14 protein-coding genes are annotated in these 17,950 nt (G+C 26.5%); 2 read left to right on the top strand and 12 right to left on the bottom strand.

Annotated features, from left to right (window positions below):
• Nucleotides 1–287: 287 nt before the first annotated feature.
• Nucleotides 288–1,307: a M28 family metallopeptidase gene (locus tag BN7997_RS09465; RefSeq protein WP_071120552.1), complete on the bottom strand. Its 1,020-nt coding sequence runs from the start codon at nt 1,305–1,307 to the stop codon at nt 288–290.
• Between the two features lie 514 nt (nt 1,308–1,821).
• On the opposite strand from BN7997_RS09465, the gene BN7997_RS09470 reads away from it, so the two are divergent.
• Together BN7997_RS09470 and BN7997_RS09475 are read left to right on the top strand one after the other, a co-directional pair.
• Nucleotides 1,822–2,139 (top strand): hypothetical protein, encoded by a 318-nt coding sequence (locus BN7997_RS09470; protein WP_071120553.1) that lies wholly within the window; start codon nt 1,822–1,824, stop codon nt 2,137–2,139.
• A gap of 551 nt (nt 2,140–2,690) precedes the next feature.
• Nucleotides 2,691–3,191, top strand: a complete 501-nt coding sequence (locus BN7997_RS09475; RefSeq protein WP_071120554.1) for a GNAT family N-acetyltransferase — start codon at nt 2,691–2,693, stop codon at nt 3,189–3,191.
• 169 nt (nt 3,192–3,360) lie between these two features.
• Here BN7997_RS09475 and BN7997_RS09480 read toward each other — a convergent pair whose 3' ends face one another.
• The 11 genes from BN7997_RS09480 to BN7997_RS09530 form a co-directional block, all read right to left on the bottom strand.
• Nucleotides 3,361–4,029 (bottom strand): YkgJ family cysteine cluster protein, encoded by a 669-nt coding sequence (locus tag BN7997_RS09480; RefSeq protein ID WP_083335075.1) that lies wholly within the window; start codon nt 4,027–4,029, stop codon nt 3,361–3,363.
• Between the two features lie 306 nt (nt 4,030–4,335).
• Nucleotides 4,336–6,999, bottom strand: a complete 2,664-nt coding sequence (locus BN7997_RS09485) for a restriction endonuclease (protein ID WP_071120556.1) — start codon at nt 6,997–6,999, stop codon at nt 4,336–4,338.
• Nucleotides 7,000–7,292: 293 nt separating this feature from the next.
• Entirely contained in the window at nt 7,293–8,729 is a 1,437-nt protein-coding gene (locus BN7997_RS09490; RefSeq protein WP_071120557.1) for a glycoside hydrolase family 1 protein, read from the bottom strand.
• 26 nt (nt 8,730–8,755) lie between these two features.
• Nucleotides 8,756–10,636: a beta-glucoside-specific PTS transporter subunit IIABC gene (locus BN7997_RS09495; RefSeq protein ID WP_071120558.1), complete on the bottom strand. Its 1,881-nt coding sequence runs from the start codon at nt 10,634–10,636 to the stop codon at nt 8,756–8,758.
• Nucleotides 10,637–10,756: 120 nt separating this feature from the next.
• Nucleotides 10,757–11,596: a BglG family transcription antiterminator LicT gene (gene licT / locus BN7997_RS09500; RefSeq protein ID WP_071120559.1), complete on the bottom strand. Its 840-nt coding sequence runs from the start codon at nt 11,594–11,596 to the stop codon at nt 10,757–10,759.
• A gap of 246 nt (nt 11,597–11,842) precedes the next feature.
• The gene (gene metK / locus BN7997_RS09505; RefSeq protein ID WP_071120560.1) at nt 11,843–13,036 is read right to left on the bottom strand and encodes a methionine adenosyltransferase; all 1,194 of its coding nucleotides are present in this window, start codon (nt 13,034–13,036) and stop codon (nt 11,843–11,845) included.
• A gap of 20 nt (nt 13,037–13,056) precedes the next feature.
• The gene (speB, locus tag BN7997_RS09510; RefSeq protein ID WP_071120561.1) at nt 13,057–13,959 is read right to left on the bottom strand and encodes an agmatinase; all 903 of its coding nucleotides are present in this window, start codon (nt 13,957–13,959) and stop codon (nt 13,057–13,059) included.
• Nucleotides 13,946–14,800 (bottom strand): polyamine aminopropyltransferase, encoded by an 855-nt coding sequence (gene speE / locus BN7997_RS09515; protein WP_071120562.1) that lies wholly within the window; start codon nt 14,798–14,800, stop codon nt 13,946–13,948. Before speE ends, speB begins: the two co-directional genes overlap by 14 nt.
• Before the next feature lie 191 nt (nt 14,801–14,991).
• Entirely contained in the window at nt 14,992–15,405 is a 414-nt protein-coding gene (speD, locus tag BN7997_RS09520) for an adenosylmethionine decarboxylase (RefSeq protein WP_071120563.1), read from the bottom strand.
• A gap of 13 nt (nt 15,406–15,418) precedes the next feature.
• The gene (locus BN7997_RS09525; protein WP_071120564.1) at nt 15,419–16,906 is read right to left on the bottom strand and encodes an aminotransferase class I/II-fold pyridoxal phosphate-dependent enzyme; all 1,488 of its coding nucleotides are present in this window, start codon (nt 16,904–16,906) and stop codon (nt 15,419–15,421) included.
• Nucleotides 16,907–17,695: 789 nt separating this feature from the next.
• A partial coding sequence (locus tag BN7997_RS09530; protein ID WP_074010972.1) for a transposase occupies nt 17,696–17,950 on the bottom strand: 255 nt, incomplete at its 5' end.

A 17,950-nucleotide genomic window follows, 5' to 3' on the forward strand; every position in this document is an offset into this window, starting at 1 on the left:
AAGTTTAATATGAATATTATTCCAAACTTACCAATTTTACATTCAAAAAAGACTGTAGGTAAGTTTGTATTTACACAAAACTACCTACAGTCCCAAAAATATACACTTCTACTTATTAAGCAAATTTTGTTCATAATTTTAATATATTACGAACAATTTATAGTAAATTATAGAAACAACCACATCTTAGAATTCAATGTATTGAAAAGCCTAAGGTATGGTTATTTTTATGATATAGTTATCACGAAGATAGATAACATAAACTAAGAATAAAATATTAATATTTATTATAAATTTTTTACAAACTCAACAATATCCTCACAAAAACTAGAAATAGCATTTACTTTTACAGGTTCTAACTGTATATCTGTGCTTTCTTCTTCAATATTAGCTCCTGTTATAAAATTTTCATCTGCAAAATATATTGTTGGTATACCTAGCTTAGAAAACGATAAATCATCAGACATTCCACCTAGTTCTCTATTAACATTATATTTTTCATTAAATTGATTATTAAATGCATCACTTAAAGTGTTATTATCTTCTTGCATTAAAATAATTTCTATTGGTCCAACTGTTTTTAATTCTGGATATTCAAAACCTTCATATCCTATCATATCTATATTTATAGCTCCTATTATATTATCTCTTTCTGTATTACTTAATTGACTAAGATAATATCTAGAACCTGATTTAAAATATTCTTCAGCGCTAAAAATAGCATATACTATATTAATTTCATCATTCTTATAATTTTGGAGATTTCTAGCAATCTCTACAACAGCACTTACGCCTGTAGCATTATCATACACGCCTGTAGTACCACTTGTAGTATCATAATGAGCAGATAAATAAAGTGTTTTTTTACTTACATCAAAATTCTTAGATTTAACAATTATATTTCTTGCAGTGCCCATTGAACTTGTACTATTTGTAGGGTTTAAATTAAAAAAAGTATTCACATCATTAGAATGAATATACTCTCTAACATTATCACCCATATCAAATACCTCAAAATCTTGAAAATCCACATCATACCCATATGATTCTAATTTTGATTTTAGTTTATCTGCCGAAATTTTCTCTCCTTCTGTTCCAAATTTTCTAACTTGAAGAGCGAAGTCTTCTATAGTGCTTAAAATTTCTTCTTCCTCCACCATAATTTGAGTTTCAACTTTTTCATCCTTACTCTTTATTTCCTCTTTTAATATTGGCTTATCTTTTAAAGTAGAACAACCATTCAAGCTAAAAGATATTAATATCAAACTAAAAAATAAAGATAGTTTCATAAAAGTTTTCTTAGACACGAAAACACCTCCTAAAAGAGTTATATTCAAAAAATAAAAAAATAATGCATTTTTAATTGATTTTTTTAATAATTTGTATAAGTTATAATACATCAAATAAAAATACATCATTGTGTTTTCAGACAGAGCATTTTTAGGTATTAAATATATATCTTATGTTAAGATAGATGATAAAATTATTTTTTACAGATATGCTTTGTATAAATGGATTGAATCAACGAAAGTAAATGTAACTAAAAATTAATAAGTTATATATATAATATAATTAAAGTTTACAATTTTAATATAATGCGAACTAAACCAATAGTTGTATTTGCTTTTCATACAGCTATTGGTTTTTTACTATTTAAAATTTATCTAATTTCAACATTGTGTTAAAACATAGCCTATGTTTTAAGTTTGTTTTAAATTAGCTCTGTTTTAAATCAATGTTGAAAATGATATAATAAAAAATAAATACGCAATTGTTATATATTACGAAATAAACATTTAGTAAATTAAGGAGGGTCTTATATTGATTTATAATTTAATAAATGCATTGTATTATAGTTTTATTTTTTACATTGCGTATAGTGTTTTGTATAGAGTAATTGAAATTAAAAAATATGTAAAAAAATCAAATCAAGATGGTACATATAATGAATCATATAAAATAATGTATAGCAAACATTTAAAATCTAACTGTATAGTAACTTCTACAATAATGGGGATTTTTAATTTTGCAGATAACTACACGAACACAATATTTTCTATGGCTATAGGTATTGTTATTTGGCTATGCTTAAGCTATATTTTTAAAAAATATTATCCAAAGCCTGAAGAAAATTTATAAAAATTACTATTTATAAGTTTAACATAGCCAATATATAAAGCTAACTATATATAGACTATAGGGAAAAAGAAAAAATAAATAAAAATAAAAAACTATGTTACAACTGAAAATGATTCAAATATAAATACTATAAGAGATAAGTATATTGAACTAAGTTAAAATAAGATATTTTACTTGAAATTAATGAAACAATTTTGTAGTTGGAAAACAATTGGTATCTTATGTATAATGTAATCAAAGTTCGTAATTTTAATATAATGCGAATAAAAAAGTAGAAGTTATACCAAGTGGTATAACTCCTACTTTTTTGTTATTAAAATTCTTTCTAATATCAACACTGTATTAAAACATAGCGTTTAAATTAAAATATTTTTAGAAATTCATATCTATAAGAATATGCTATGTTATATTTCTTTGTGCTTAAACTATGTATATCAAAATAATTGTATAATTTTATATGCTCACTAAAACATTTATATTTAGTGGAATTTGTTTAATCCTAATTTCTGATATAATTATTATGATATTAATAAGAGATATGGGGGATAAAAATGGAGATTAAAAAGATACAAATGGAAGATGCTAATAATTATTTAAATATGCTTTTGCATTTAGATAATGAGACTAAATTTATGATGTTTGAACCAGGGGAACGCCCTACTGATATTAATATAGTAAAAAATATAATTGAAAAAAGTATTAATGGTGATAATTTAATTTTAGTAGCTAAAGATGAAGAAAATATAGTTGGTTTTCTTTCCGCCCAGAAAGGAGAATATAAAAGAATTAAACATACTGGCTACATTGTTGTTGGAATACGTGAGAAATACAGAGGTAAGGGAATTGGAAGTAAATTATTTTCTGAATTAGATACATGGGCTATAGAAAATAAGATTACTAGGCTTGAACTTAGTGTAATTTGTTCTAATACTATAGCAAAACATCTTTATGAAAAAAATGGATTTAAAGTAGAAGGTATTAAGAAAAATGCAATGATTATAGATAGTAAATATGTAGATGAATTTTTTATGGCAAAAATATATAATAGTTAAATTATCAAAAATTCGCTTCGCTTGAGCAACGTGTCGGCGAAACATTTCAAAATATCATTTTTTACTTTTATAAAGTTGATGATGATAAAGTACCCTACGTCTGTTTTTAAGACGTAGGGTTATTTAGTATTATACTCTACCTTATTTAATCTGTTATTTTCCTTTATTACTAAATAATTCCCAAGCTATTTTTTATATTAGGCAAATCTTTTAAAAATACAGAATAAAAATCCTCATCTTCTTTTATCTTAATACGGTAACATCCATCTAATAAAATTTTATTAATTGCCTTTATCTCTTCTTCATCTCTTACAAACTTTAAACGGAAAGTTAGTGCCTTAATAAACTTATACCATTCTAAGATAAATCTTTTATTTTCATCATAGTTTTCAATTCCTATCCAACTTTTTACCTTAACATCTTTTAAATCTTCTTTAGGACAGTTTCCTACCTGTAAAAAGTATTTAAAATCATCATCTTGGTATGCTCTTCCAAGAGGGAATAAACGACAAATGTTTGGACGTTTAGAATGAATCATACATCTATTTTCTTTATTTAAAAAGCTACATCTTTTATCTTTATCTTGCATTTTTAAGTATGGTAATAATATTTTATTATTTTGTCTTAATTCAATCTTATCTCCTAGTAATTCATCAAATTCAACACCTAAGTAATTTACCATTTCATATATATCAAAAGGTGTAAGGACTACTAGTTCACCAACATCTTGACAGCAATCGCTACATCCATCACATCCACATGTGTCTGCTTTTACTATATCTTCAATATCATATAATTTTCCATCTGATATTTCATCTAGTATGTTTATAGATTTCATTATTTTATCCTCATTTCTTATTTAGGTTTTATAAAATATCCAATAAAATATTATCATACTAAAAATTTTATTACAACTTATCATATTTATAGTTTATTTAAATAATGTTAAATCCTTTTAAATTTCTTATAATATGTATTTATATCTTCATTTATTAAATCATAAAAATAAGGTTAACTTAATATAATTATGTTAACCTTATTCTTATGAGTTTTGAGCAAGGATATATCGCTTATGAAATGTTTCGCCGACACGTCGCTTGAGCAAAGCAAAATTTTTATATTAATATCTATTACTAAGTATAAACTATTTATGTAGTATATGTGAATTTATACCATATTGATTAAAATAATCAACTAATAAGTTACCATTTATAAGACTTATATTATTATCTGATGCAAACTTTTCACAATTACTACTAAAATTACTTGTAGAAATAAATATACCCTTCATAGCATCAGAATTTCTAAGTACAGATTCAAACTCCCTAAGCTTTGGTATATCTATATTATTTTTATATCTTTTAACCTGTGCTATAACCTTACCACCAACTATAGGATCATCATGGTTTAATATACAGTCTATACCACCATCATTAGTTTTATTAGTCTGCAATACATCATATCCCATATTTCTAAATAATATAGATACTAAATCCTCAAGTATAAATGGATCAACATCTAATAAATTTATACTATCATTATTTTCAACTGACTTATTTAAATAATCACATTTACATATAGGGGTAATGCTATTTAAACATAACTTTGAGTTTATATCTATTCTTCCTTGCATAGTTTCTTTTAAGCACGTTAGCTTGTCTATTCTATTCATATCTATACTATTAAAAGTATTTTTATCTACCATAGCCGATATTATATATGGGCTTATATCTTGTCCTGTAGCTAAGTCTATATCATTTATATATCCATTAAATACAACAGTATCTATGTTATTATATATATCTTTATCGAATATATTTTTTATGACATTAAGTGCTACAGAATATATTGTTTGATTATATATATTATTTTTATCTTTTTCATTAATTGGTATAGGTTTTATACTATCTATTGTTTTTTTATATTCATATCTTATTGTTCCTGGAACTATTTTTCTATCAGGAAGTAAATAATCTATTACTAACTTTTTAGAGTCTTTACAATACCCTGTGTTTATACACTTTTTAAATTTAAATGGATATTGTACTTGTTTTAATATTTCTGCTTTATAATTACTTATAAGTGTTGCATCTTGATTTTTGTAAAGTTCTTTTTTAGTTTTTATAATTTCTTCTACTTGAAGATTATGTGCTTTAATTTTATTTTTTCTGTTATTTTCATTTTCTTCATATAATTTATATTCTTTTTCGTATTTTTCATTTTCTTGTTGTATATATAAGTTGTATTTTTGTTTTGATTTTTTAGATATTTTTTCAAGTAAAGTTGGTTTTCTTAAACTTAATTCTATTGGCTTTGTATATGGTACTAAAAGCTCTTTTGGAACATCTTGTATGTCTCTTTTTATAAATTCTTCTATTGATATTACATTTGGATTTATATTTATTATATTATTTAAGCTTTCTATATAAACTTCTATATCATTAGTTAAATCTGATGCTTCTTTATATTTATTTTCTAAGTATTCTTCTCTTATTTTTCTTTGTTCATCTCTTATGCTTTGTTTTTTTANTCTAAGTACAGATTCAAACTCCCTAAGCTTTGGTATATCTATATTATTTTTATATCTTTTAACCTGTGCTATAACCTTACCACCAACTATAGGATCATCATGGTTTAATATACAGTCTATACCACCATCATTAGTTTTATTAGTCTGCAATACATCATATCCCATATTTCTAAATAATATAGATACTAAATCCTCAAGTATAAATGGATCAACATCTAATAAATTTATACTATCATTATTTTCAACTGACTTATTTAAATAATCACATTTACATATAGGGGTAATGCTATTTAAACATAACTTTGAGTTTATATCTATTCTTCCTTGCATAGTTTCTTTTAAGCACGTTAGCTTGTCTATTCTATTCATATCTATACTATTAAAAGTATTTTTATCTACCATAGCCGATATTATATATGGGCTTATATCTTGTCCTGTAGCTAAGTCTATATCATTTATATATCCATTAAATACAACAGTATCTATGTTATTATATATATCTTTATCGAATATATTTTTTATGACATTAAGTGCTACAGAATATATTGTTTGATTATATATATTATTTTTATCTTTTTCATTAATTGGTATAGGTTTTATACTATCTATTGTTTTTTTATATTCATATCTTATTGTTCCTGGAACTATTTTTCTATCAGGAAGTAAATAATCTATTACTAACTTTTTAGAGTCTTTACAATACCCTGTGTTTATACACTTTTTAAATTTAAATGGATATTGTACTTGTTTTAATATTTCTGCTTTATAATTACTTATAAGTGTTGCATCTTGATTTTTGTAAAGTTCTTTTTTAGTTTTTATAATTTCTTCTACTTGAAGATTATGTGCTTTAATTTTATTTTTTCTGTTATTTTCATTTTCTTCATATAATTTATATTCTTTTTCGTATTTTTCATTTTCTTGTTGTATATATAAGTTGTATTTTTGTTTTGATTTTTTAGATATTTTTTCAAGTAAAGTTGGTTTTCTTAAACTTAATTCTATTGGCTTTGTATATGGTACTAAAAGCTCTTTTGGAACATCTTGTATGTCTCTTTTTATAAATTCTTCTATTGATATTACATTTGGATTTATATTTATTATATTATTTAAGCTTTCTATATAAACTTCTATATCATTAGTTAAATCTGATGCTTCTTTATATTTATTTTCTAAGTATTCTTCTCTTATTTTTCTTTGTTCATCTCTTATGCTTTGTTTTTTTATTAAATCCTTTGCAACTTTATCTGTAAAATTTTCTAATCCCTTTTTTGCCATATTCCCTACTCCTTACGTTATTTATATTATTTACAGTATTTGCATAAATTGAGTTTTTTATGAATACATTATCATTATTTTTATTAAGCTAAAATATTGTTATATACATTAATCCTAAATCATATTTTTAAATATTTGTATAAATACTATGCTTGTGATATATGGGAAAAAGTAGTCATAAATTATAAAACCACCTAGAAATTAAAATTCGATTTTTTATTTCTAAAATATTGATAAAAATCAAAAAAAGATAATTTGTAGAAAATACTACAAATTATCTTTTTTGATTTTTATTATAAAACTTCACCATTAGATTCTATAACTTTTTTATACCAATAATAACTATCCTTTTTGTAACGATTCATTGATCCACTTTCTTCATCACGATCTACATATATAAATCCATAGCGTTTTTGGTATCCATTTAACCAGCTTAATAAGTCAGTACAAGACCAAGTACAATAAGCTAATACTTCACAACCATCATCCATTGCCTTCTTTAACTCTTCTATATGAGCTTTTAAATAAGCAATCCTATATGGATCGTGTATACTTCCGTCTTCTTCTTTTTTATCAAAAGCACCTAATCCATTTTCTGAAATTACTATTGGTAAATTATAACGGCTAGTTATTTCTCTACATCCATATCTTAATCCACTTGGATCTATTGTCCAATCCCAGTCTGTAGTTTCAAGATAAGGATTTGGTGGATTTTTAAATAATCCTGGTTGACCTGTTATTTGACCAGAACCTTTTACTCCTGTAGTGTTCATTGTTGCATATGGAGTTACTCCATCTATTGGATTATATTCACATACACTAGTTTGATAATAATTTACTCCCATAAAATCAACCTTGCTTGCAGCTTCTTTTAATATTTCTTCATCACCTTCAGCAAACTGTGGTGCAAATCCTTGTTTTTCTAAATAACGAAATGCTGCTTTTGGATATCTTCCATATCCATATATGTCCATCCACCAGTAATTTTTTAAATCATCAAATTCCATCTTAGACATAGCATTTTTAGGATCGCAATTTATAGCGTAACTTGGGCTATATGCAAAACTTGCTCCTATTTTTCCATTTGGTATACGCTTTTTAAATTCTATTACTGTTTTTGCATGTGCCATAAACGCATGATGATTTACTTGATAATAAGTTTTTGCATCATCAAATTTACCTGGTGGGTGAAGTGCACTCATCCATCCTAAAGTAGTAAATATATTTTGTTCATTTAATGTAATCCAGTATTTTACTTTTTGACCAAATCGATCAAATAAAACTGTAGCATATTTCACAAAATCATCTATTATTTTTGGACTTTCCCATCCACAATACTCATCCTCTAGAGCTTGAGGTAAATCCCAATGATAAATAGTTACCATAGGTTCTATACCATATTTGATACACTCATCTATCAAATCTTCATAGAACTTAAGTCCTGCTTCATTTATTTCTCCATTACCATCAGGTATTATCCTTGCCCAAGATATAGAAAAACGGTATGTTTTTAATCCCATTTCAGCCATTAATGCTACATCTTCTTTATATCTATAATAATGATCAACTGCTCTGTCTCCTGTTGTACCTTTAAAAGTTTTACCAGCTATCCTTACAAATTTATCCCAATTTGTAAGACCTTTCCCATCTTCTAAATAAGCTCCTTCTACTTGATATGCAGCTGATGCACTTCCCCATAAAAAATCTTTTGGCATTTTAAACTTTTCCATCATATGTCTCCTTATTTAAATTACTTTTATACAACTGTTATTAAATTTTGTAATTGAGTAGTATTTTCATCATTAGTATTGATTACTTCCATATACTTTTCTGAATTAGTAATAATTATTGGAGTAACTATGTCATACCCCTCTTCTTTAATTCCATTGATGTCAAAAGTTAATAAAACATCCCCTGTTTTTACTTTGTCTCCAGTTTTTACTTTTGGTGTAAAATATTTTCCTTTTAAATTTACTGTTTCTAATCCTACATGTATTAACATTTCTAATCCATCATTACTTTTTAGACCTAAAGCATGATGTGTTTCAAAGAATGCATCTACAGTTCCGTCAAATGGAGATATTACTTCTCCTTTTGTAGGTATTACAGCAATACCTTTACCTAATACACCAGTTGAAAATGTAGAATCATTTACTTCTTCTAACGGTACTACTACACCTTCTATTGGGCTTGGTACTTTAGTACCTGTGTTTAAATTTAATGAAGAATTTGTTTCTTCTATTTCTTCATCTTCTTCATCAACAACATCTTCAAATCCTATAAAATAAGTTGCTATAAAACTTACTCCTATAGTTACAGCTGCTGTTATTAATATATATATAAGAGATTCTGATCTAGTACTTTCTATATATTGAGGTATTGTAACAAGTGCTGGTGTTGCTACTCCAAAACATTTTAATTGGAAAAATCCTCCTACTAAACCACCTGTTGCTGCACCTATACAAGCTCCTAGCATAGGTCTTTTTAAACGAACTGTTATACCATAAAGTGCTGGTTCTGTTATACCTGCAACTAATGCTGAAAATGCTGAAGAACCTGCAGTTTGTTTTAAATCTTTATTTTTAGTTTTCATTGTAACTGCTAGTGCTGCTGCACCTTGTGCCATATTTGAACAAAATTCTGATATACATATGAATGCTTCATATCCTGTTGTAGCTATCATACTTAACTTAATTGGGGTAAATGCATGATGCATACCTGCCATAACTATAAAAGGATATATACCAGCTACAAGTCCTAAAGCAATAAATCCTAACTTATCATGTATAAAGTATATTACTGAAGATAAAACATCTCCAAATATAGATCCTAAAGGACCTACTACAACCATAACAATCGGTGCTGTAAATAACACAACTAACATTGGTTTTAAGAAATTTTTAGTTATAGGAGGAGTAATTTTATCTACAAACTTTTCTATGTAAGATAATACCCATACTCCTAGTATTATTGGAATTACTGAATATGCATATGAAGCATATGTTACTGGTATTAAGTTAAAAAACTTAACTGTCAGTCCAGCTTCATTAGCTGTACTCATAAGCTTTATAAAATTAGGATGTAAAATAATTAATGCTAAACTAGCAGCATAATACTGATTAGTATTAAATTTATTTGCAGCTGACATTGCAATTAATACAGGCATAAAGAAGAATGCACCATCACCTATTATAGATATTAGCTCAAAAGTTTGGCTACTACTATCTAATAGTCCCATCATAGGTAATACTGTAAGTAGTACCTTAATCATAGCTGCTCCTATAAGAGCTGGTATAACTGGTGCCATACAGCCTGAAATTACATCGAGAATTGTTGATAATATTCCTTGTTTTTCTTTAGGTTTATTATTTTGTATTTTTTTATTATTTTGGAAATTTCCTAGTTTGCAAATTTCTTTATAAACTGCTCCTACTTCATTTCCAATTATTATTTGGTATTGGCCACTTTTTTTCATAATGCCCATTACCCCTTTAGTTTTTTTGACAAGTTCATCATCTACTATAGACTCATCTTTTAATGTAAATCTTAACCTTGTCATACAGTGTACTAAGCTAATAACATTATCTTTTCCACCCATTCTTTCTAAAATTTGTTTCCCCACTTTTGTGTAATCCATTTTTTTCCCTCCATTCATATTTTTAAATAGAGGCTTTGCCTACATATACAAGTTACCTTATAGCGTAGTTGCAATCCTTTTTATATAATAAGCCAGTGGATTTCCAGCTTAATTATCATGTTATAAAGTTGCTTTTGTTGTAATTCTTTCTATATGTATCATTAAATATAATTGCTCATCTTTACTTAACTCATAATCATAAATTTGTTTTATTTGCTCTTTTATTTTTAAAACACACTTGTAGCTTTCATTATACTTATCTTTAAAAACTTCAAAAACATCTTCATCGTCATCTTCATAAGTTAAACGATTAAGTATTCTTTGTGCAAAGAATTTCAAATGTGTAACAAACCTATAATAATACACTGACTCTTCATTAAAATCTATCTTATATGAATACTTTATTATATTTAATATATCTTGCATAATTCTTGTTACATTAACTATATCTGACATATCATCATCTAATTGTGCATTTACTATATGTTGAGCTATGTATCCTGCTTCGTCTTCTTCAAACTCTATACCAAACTCTTCTTTAATAGCTTCAAGAGCTTGTTTACTTACTTCATATTCGTCTCTAAATAGCCTTTTTATATCAATTAAAAGAGGATTTTTTATTTGTATTCCTTTTTTAAAACGTTCTACAGCTCCATGTATATGTTCTGTCAATGAAACATATATTATATCATTTACTTTCTTGTCATATTCTTTCTCTAACATACAAACTACTTGTTCTGTAATCTTCATGTATTCTTCTGGAATATCTGAAACAATATTCTTAAGTCTTTGGTTTAACTCCTTATCTGAATTAGAGAATATTTTGTATCCTCTAGATAATTCAACTTCATTACCTTGTTTTTTTCCGAAGGCAATTCCTCTTCCCATAACTACTATTTCTTCTCCACTTTTGTCAATAGAAATAAAGGCATTGTTATTAAGTATCTTTTCGATTTTCATACCTTGCTCCCCCAAAAATAATTTATATATAAAAAGGCAAAACCAAAATAAACGTAATTTTACATAAACGTTTATTCGGGTTTTGCCTGCATAATCAGTTACAATCCTAAATTAATGTTAGCACCTAATTATTCGTTTGTAAAGTGTATATTACATAAATAATTACAATTTAGATTTCTATACAACAAAAAAACAGGCAAAAATAAAGTATCTGTAAACTACAAATACCTTATTTTTATATAATTTCTATTTTTCTAATACTTGGCTTCTTAATATTTCTGCTTTATCAGTTCTTTCCCATGGAAGGTCTAAATCATTTCTTCCAAAGTGTCCATAAGCAGCTACTTGTTTATATATTGGTTTTCTTAAGTCTAAATCTCTTATTATTGCACCAGGTCTTAAGTCAAAGTTTTTGTTAACTAATTCAACTAACTTTTCTTCTGAAACTTTTCCTGTTCCAAAAGTATCTATAAATATTGATAATGGTCTAGCAACACCTATAGCATAAGCTAATTCTATTTCACACTTATCTGCAAGCCCTGCCGCAACTATATTTTTAGCAACATATCTTGCCGCATAAGCCGCTGATCTGTCAACCTTTGTAGGATCTTTTCCTGAGAATGCTCCTCCACCGTGTCTAGAGTATCCTCCGTAAGTATCTATTATTGTTTTTCTTCCTGTAAGACCTGTATCCCCTTGAGGTCCTCCTATAACGAATCTTCCTGTTGGATTTATGTATATTATAGTTTCTTCATCTAATAATTCTGCAGGTATAACCGCTTTTATTACATGCTCTATTAAATCTCTTCTTATAGTTTCATTATCAACTTCTTCTCCGTGTTGAGTTGATATAAGTATTGTATGAACTCTTACTACTTTGTTTCCATCATACTCAACTGTTACCTGAGTTTTTCCATCTGGTCTTAAGTATTCTAAAGTTCCATTTTTTCTAACTTCAGTTAATCTTCTAGCTAATTTATGAGCTAATGATATTGGAAGGGGCATTAATTCTTCTGTTTCATTACAAGCAAAACCGAACATTATACCTTGGTCCCCAGCTCCTATTTTTTCTATTTCATCTTCAGTTACTTCACCTTTTTTATTTTCTAAAGCTTCATCCACACCCATTGCTATATCTCCTGATTGCTCATCTATAGAAGTTATAACAGCACAAGTGTCACAGTCAAATCCATACTTAGCTCTATCGTATCCGATTTCTTTTACTGTTTTTCTTACTAACTTTGGTATATCAACATAAGTATTAGTACTTATTTCTCCTGCTACTAATACTAATCCTGTTGTTACTGTTGTCTCACAAGCAACTCTAGCATGTGGGTCATTTTCTAATAATGCATCTAATATTGAGTCAGATATTTGGTCACATATCTTATCTGGATGCCCTTCTGTTACTGATTCTGATGTAAATAAATGTCTTGCCATATCCTTATATCACCTTTCCTTTATTTATTTTTATTTTTATTTTTTTCATTGTTATATCCTAATACAAGAGCTAGTTCTCTTAAAACCTTGCAAGCTAATACAGTAGATACTTTTGTGTTATCATAGTCTGGGCTAAGCTCAACAATATCACATCCTACTATATCTACATTTGAATTTTTTAGTATACTAAATATATTTTCAAATTCCCTATATGTAACTCCTCCAGGTTCTGGCGTTCCAGTTCCAGGAAATATTGATGGATCAAATACATCTAAATCAATTGTTATGTATATTTTTTTATACTCTAATTTATCAACTATATCCTTAAAAGTATTTATATTTCCAACTTCCATATACGTATGATTTTCCTTAAGTGAAAAATCAAACTCTTCTTTAGTTCCAGATCTTATTCCAAACTGATATATTTTATTATCACCAACTATATCCCAAATTCTTTTTATTACCGTAGCATGAGAGTTTTTATTATTATTATATTCTTCTCTTAAGTCTGTATGGGCATCAAAATGTAGTATATAAACATCTTCATATTTTTCATAAACTGCCTTAAATGCAGGAAGGGTAACCAAGTGCTCTCCACCTATCATAAAAGGTATTTTATTATCTTGTATAATTTGTTTTGTACCTTCATATATTTCTTGTAATACTTTATCAGTATCACCAATACTTAAATCTAAATCACCCATATCACAGATTTTAAAATCTTCTAAATCTAATTCAAGAATTGGGCTATACGTTTCAAGTCCATAAAATTCAGGTCTCATAGAACTACTTGCAAATCTAGCTCCAGGTCTATTAGATGTAGTTCCATCAAATCCTGCTCCATAAACGACTATATCAGATTTATCATAAGGATTTTCCATACCCATAAATGTATTTATATTGGAAAATTTATTCATTTTCATTTAACATATCCTTTACATATTGCGGTAGCATAAATGCTCCTTTATGTATATCGCTATTATAGTATTTTGTTTTTAAATTTAAATTTTCCCATGCTTCTTTGTTGTGATTTTTTATTGGATCAAATTTCTTAGATGCAAACCCAAATAACCAATGTCCTGATGGATATGTTGGTATATGAGCTTGATAAACTCTAGTTACCTCGAATAAATTCTTTATTTTATTATTAGCTCTTTTCATCTCTTTTGCATTAAAATCAAAATAAGGACTTTCATTTTGATTTACAAGTATTCCATCCTCACCTAATACTCTATAACAATCTTTATAAAAATCTACAGAGAATAGTCCTTCTCCAGGGCCTATTGGATCAGTTGAATCTACTATTATTAAATCATAAGATGCATCTTTAGCATTTCTAACAAAAGCTACACCATCTTCGTAATATAAGTTTACTCTTTTATCATCTAATTTACATGCACATATATCTATATACTTTCTAGATACATCTACAACCATTTTATCTATTTCTACCATATCTATTTTTTCTATTTGTGGGTAACGAGTAAGTTCTCTCACTGTTCCTCCATCTCCACCACCAATGACTAATACATTCTTTATATTCATATTAGTTGCCATAGGTGTATGAACTATCATATCATGGTATATAAATTCATCTTTATAATTTACCATCATAAGTCCATCTAGTGTTAAGAACTTTCCAAACTCCTTACTTTCAAATACATCTACTTGTTGAAATTCTGATTTATCACTAAATAAGTGATTATCTACTTTTATTGAAAAACGTACATTGTCAGTCCACTCTTCTGTGTACCAAAGCTCCATAGTACTTCCTCCCAAAATCCAAATTTATTTTTATTTTTTATAATTTATCTATTTATATTTTTTATTTATATTTTTTATTTATATCTAATATTAATATTTTAGCTATGTAAATTTGCATATTCTTTATCTTTATGCTAAAATATAAGTCCAAATTTATTTTTATTTTTTATTTATATTTAGGTATTTATTATTTATATAGCTTCTGGCTTATGAGTAATATTGCCTAAATCTTTTTTTGCAAATTTTTGTATTTTTGTAGTTAATCCTCTAGGTATCTCTGTTGACTCACTTTTCTCTGCTTTTAAAAGAGTTTCTAATAATTCAAAGCTTTTCCATGGATCTATATCTCCACAAGTAAAAAAGTCTGCTGCTGCATATCCATATTCTGGCCATGTATGTATAGTTAAATGAGATTCTGCTATTATTACTGCGCCTGATACACCCCATGGATTAAAGTGATGGAAAACAGAATCAACTATTGTAGCCTTTGCATTTAAAGCTGAGTTATTCATAAACTCCTCTATTAACTTTGGGTTTTTTAATACTTCTTCATCACAATTATAATATTCTACTAATATATGACGACCTAAAGTTTCAAATTTCATAAAAACACACTCCTTAGCTGATACTAGCAGTATCATTTACTACTAATATTTTATTTAATTTTTTATCTTGAGCATCTGTAAAATATGCTCCACTATCTTTAAGTAAATTTATGTAATTTATAATCTCATAAGTTATTATTTCTCCTGGAGATATAATTGGTATTCCTGGTGGATATGCCATTATAGATTCTCCACATATCATATTTAATGAATCTTTTATATCTACAAGTTCTTTTTTTGCATAAAATGCTTCTCTAGGATTTATACCTATTTCAGTATTAATCTGTCTTATTTCTATATCTTTTATTTTTGTACTTCTTTTTTTAGTCTTAGCTATAATTTCTATAGATTTTATAAGTCTATCTACATCTTTCTTTGTAGTACCAATGGATATAAGTGCAAGTACATTATACAAATCTCCTAATTCAGCTTGAACTGAAAAATTTTTATATAACATATCATACACTTCAAATCCTGTTAAATTTAAGCCTTTAACATTTATACATAACTTAGTCTCATCTACAAACTCTACACCTTTTGATTTTAAATCCTGTGGTGAATAAACCTTTATACCATCAATCCTATTAAGCTTATTTCTTGCATACCTAGCTAGATTTAAAGCATTAGATAATTGCCTTTCTCCATTTATATCTAAGTTGTATCTAGCTCCATCTATACTACTCATAAGTAAGTAAGATGCTGATGTAGACTGCAGCATATTTATAGTTTGTAAAACCTTTTTATCATCTACCGTATTATTTATTAAAAGTGCTGATGCTTGGGTTAATGCTCCTCCAGTTTTATGTATACTTATAGCTGCCATATCTGCACCTAGCTCTATGCTTGATGGCGGTAATTCCTTATGAAACTTAAAATGTGCACCATGTGCCTCATCCACTAAAACTTTAATATTATTATCTTTGCATAATTTTATTATTTTTTCTAATTGTGAACATGCGCCATAATAAGTTGGATTCAATAAAAATAAACATTTAATATCTCTATTATCTGATATAGCTTTATAAACACTCTCAAAACTTATATTCAAACTTACTCCTAAATCATAATCAAACTCAGGCTGAATAAAAATTGGTGTAGCTCCAGACATAATTAATCCATTTATAACTGATTTATGTACATTTCTAGGTAAAAGTATCTTATCTCCTGGACTTAACATACTTAGTATCATTACATGTATAGCTTGAGTAGTTCCATTAGTTATAAAAAAAGATTTATGTGCATTATATGAGTTTGCCAATAATTCTTGTGCTTTTTTTATAATTCCATTTGGATTTGATACATTATCCATAAGTGGTGAAGAATTTATATCCATATTCATAATTTCATTACCTAAATAATCATTAAGTATAGATACTCCCTGACTTCTCACATGACCTGGAACATCAAAACAGGATATATCCATTTCACTATAATTTTTTAACAAACTAAGTAAAGGAATTTTTTCATTGTACCCTATATTTTCATATTTTTCAGTATTCACATAAAACCTCCTTTCAAAATTTCAAAAGATAACTTTGTAAAAAGATTATTATTTTTATACTTTAAATTTACTTTTATTAAACTAACAAGATTTATTATATAAACATTTTTATATTTTATCAAGCATTTTTTATATTTTTTATAATCCAGTTATTCCAACAATATTTAAGTTTTATTTTTTAAAAGTTTACATTAATTTTTTTTAAGTTTAATATAAGTAAACTTTTAAAAGTTTGTAATGATTTTAATTTCAATTTAACCTTATGTATTTTTCAACACATAAAGTTTATTTTATTTAATATTAAAGTATATTATAAGTAAACTTTTCAATAAATTTTATAATTACTATTTTTGTTAATTTCTTGCACAATTTAGTTGTATAACATAAAAAAATATACCAATTAAAATTTTCTAAATTGATATATTTTATTGATGATTTAATTATTAAGCTATGTTTTAATACTGTGTTGATATTAAAATTACGATAAATATTTTTCTAAATTGCAAAGATAATTATATGGATATAATAATATATTTTTAATTAATCATAATCGTGAATATCATCATCTTTTTTCACTATCAAAATTGAAACGATATTTTCATTTATAAATACGAAAACATCTTTTAACACAGTATATTCTTTTATTTTAGAGTAGCTAAATGTAATTAAAACTAAAGCTATCATATAAACCTAGACCTAAAACCAACTTATTTTTAAATATGGCAAAAAAAACTAGAAGAATAATATCTTCTAGTCAGATTGTAGACAAAATAGCCATTTTTACTTATATTAAATGGCTATTTTCTTTTTTATAAAAATTTTTAATGATAATATACTAAAAATAGGCGTAAGCCTTAGATTACTGGACGTATCCTTCCACATCCAATTGGCTAATTTTTTTAGATTCATACATGAGAAAATAAGGCTTACCTCCATCTCAATTTTCGACAAACCTCTTAATTTTGTATATCTCATACCATGTTTCTCTTTTGCATCTGCAAAAACTCGTTCAATTGTTTCTTTACGTTTACTGTAAACTTTTTT

It is taken from the genome of Romboutsia timonensis (assembly GCF_900106845.1).
Classification (GTDB): Bacteria; Bacillota; Clostridia; order Peptostreptococcales; family Peptostreptococcaceae; genus Romboutsia; species Romboutsia timonensis.

Coding starts and splice junctions, on each gene's coding strand:
- BN7997_RS09480 (WP_083335075.1), bottom strand. CDS start 4,029: ATGAAATCTATAAACATACTAGATGAAATATCAGATGGAAAATTATAT.
- BN7997_RS09490 (WP_071120557.1), bottom strand. CDS start 8,729: ATGGAAAAGTTTAAAATGCCAAAAGATTTTTTATGGGGAAGTGCATCA.
- speE (WP_071120562.1), bottom strand. CDS start 14,800: ATGGAGCTTTGGTACACAGAAGAGTGGACTGACAATGTACGTTTTTCA.
- speD (WP_071120563.1), bottom strand. CDS start 15,405: ATGAAATTTGAAACTTTAGGTCGTCATATATTAGTAGAATATTATAAT.
- speB (WP_071120561.1), bottom strand. CDS start 13,959: ATGAAAATGAATAAATTTTCCAATATAAATACATTTATGGGTATGGAA.
- BN7997_RS09495 (WP_071120558.1), bottom strand. CDS start 10,636: ATGGATTACACAAAAGTGGGGAAACAAATTTTAGAAAGAATGGGTGGA.
- licT (WP_071120559.1), bottom strand. CDS start 11,596: ATGAAAATCGAAAAGATACTTAATAACAATGCCTTTATTTCTATTGAC.
- metK (WP_071120560.1), bottom strand. CDS start 13,036: ATGGCAAGACATTTATTTACATCAGAATCAGTAACAGAAGGGCATCCA.
- BN7997_RS09475 (WP_071120554.1), top strand. CDS start 2,691: ATGGAGATTAAAAAGATACAAATGGAAGATGCTAATAATTATTTAAAT.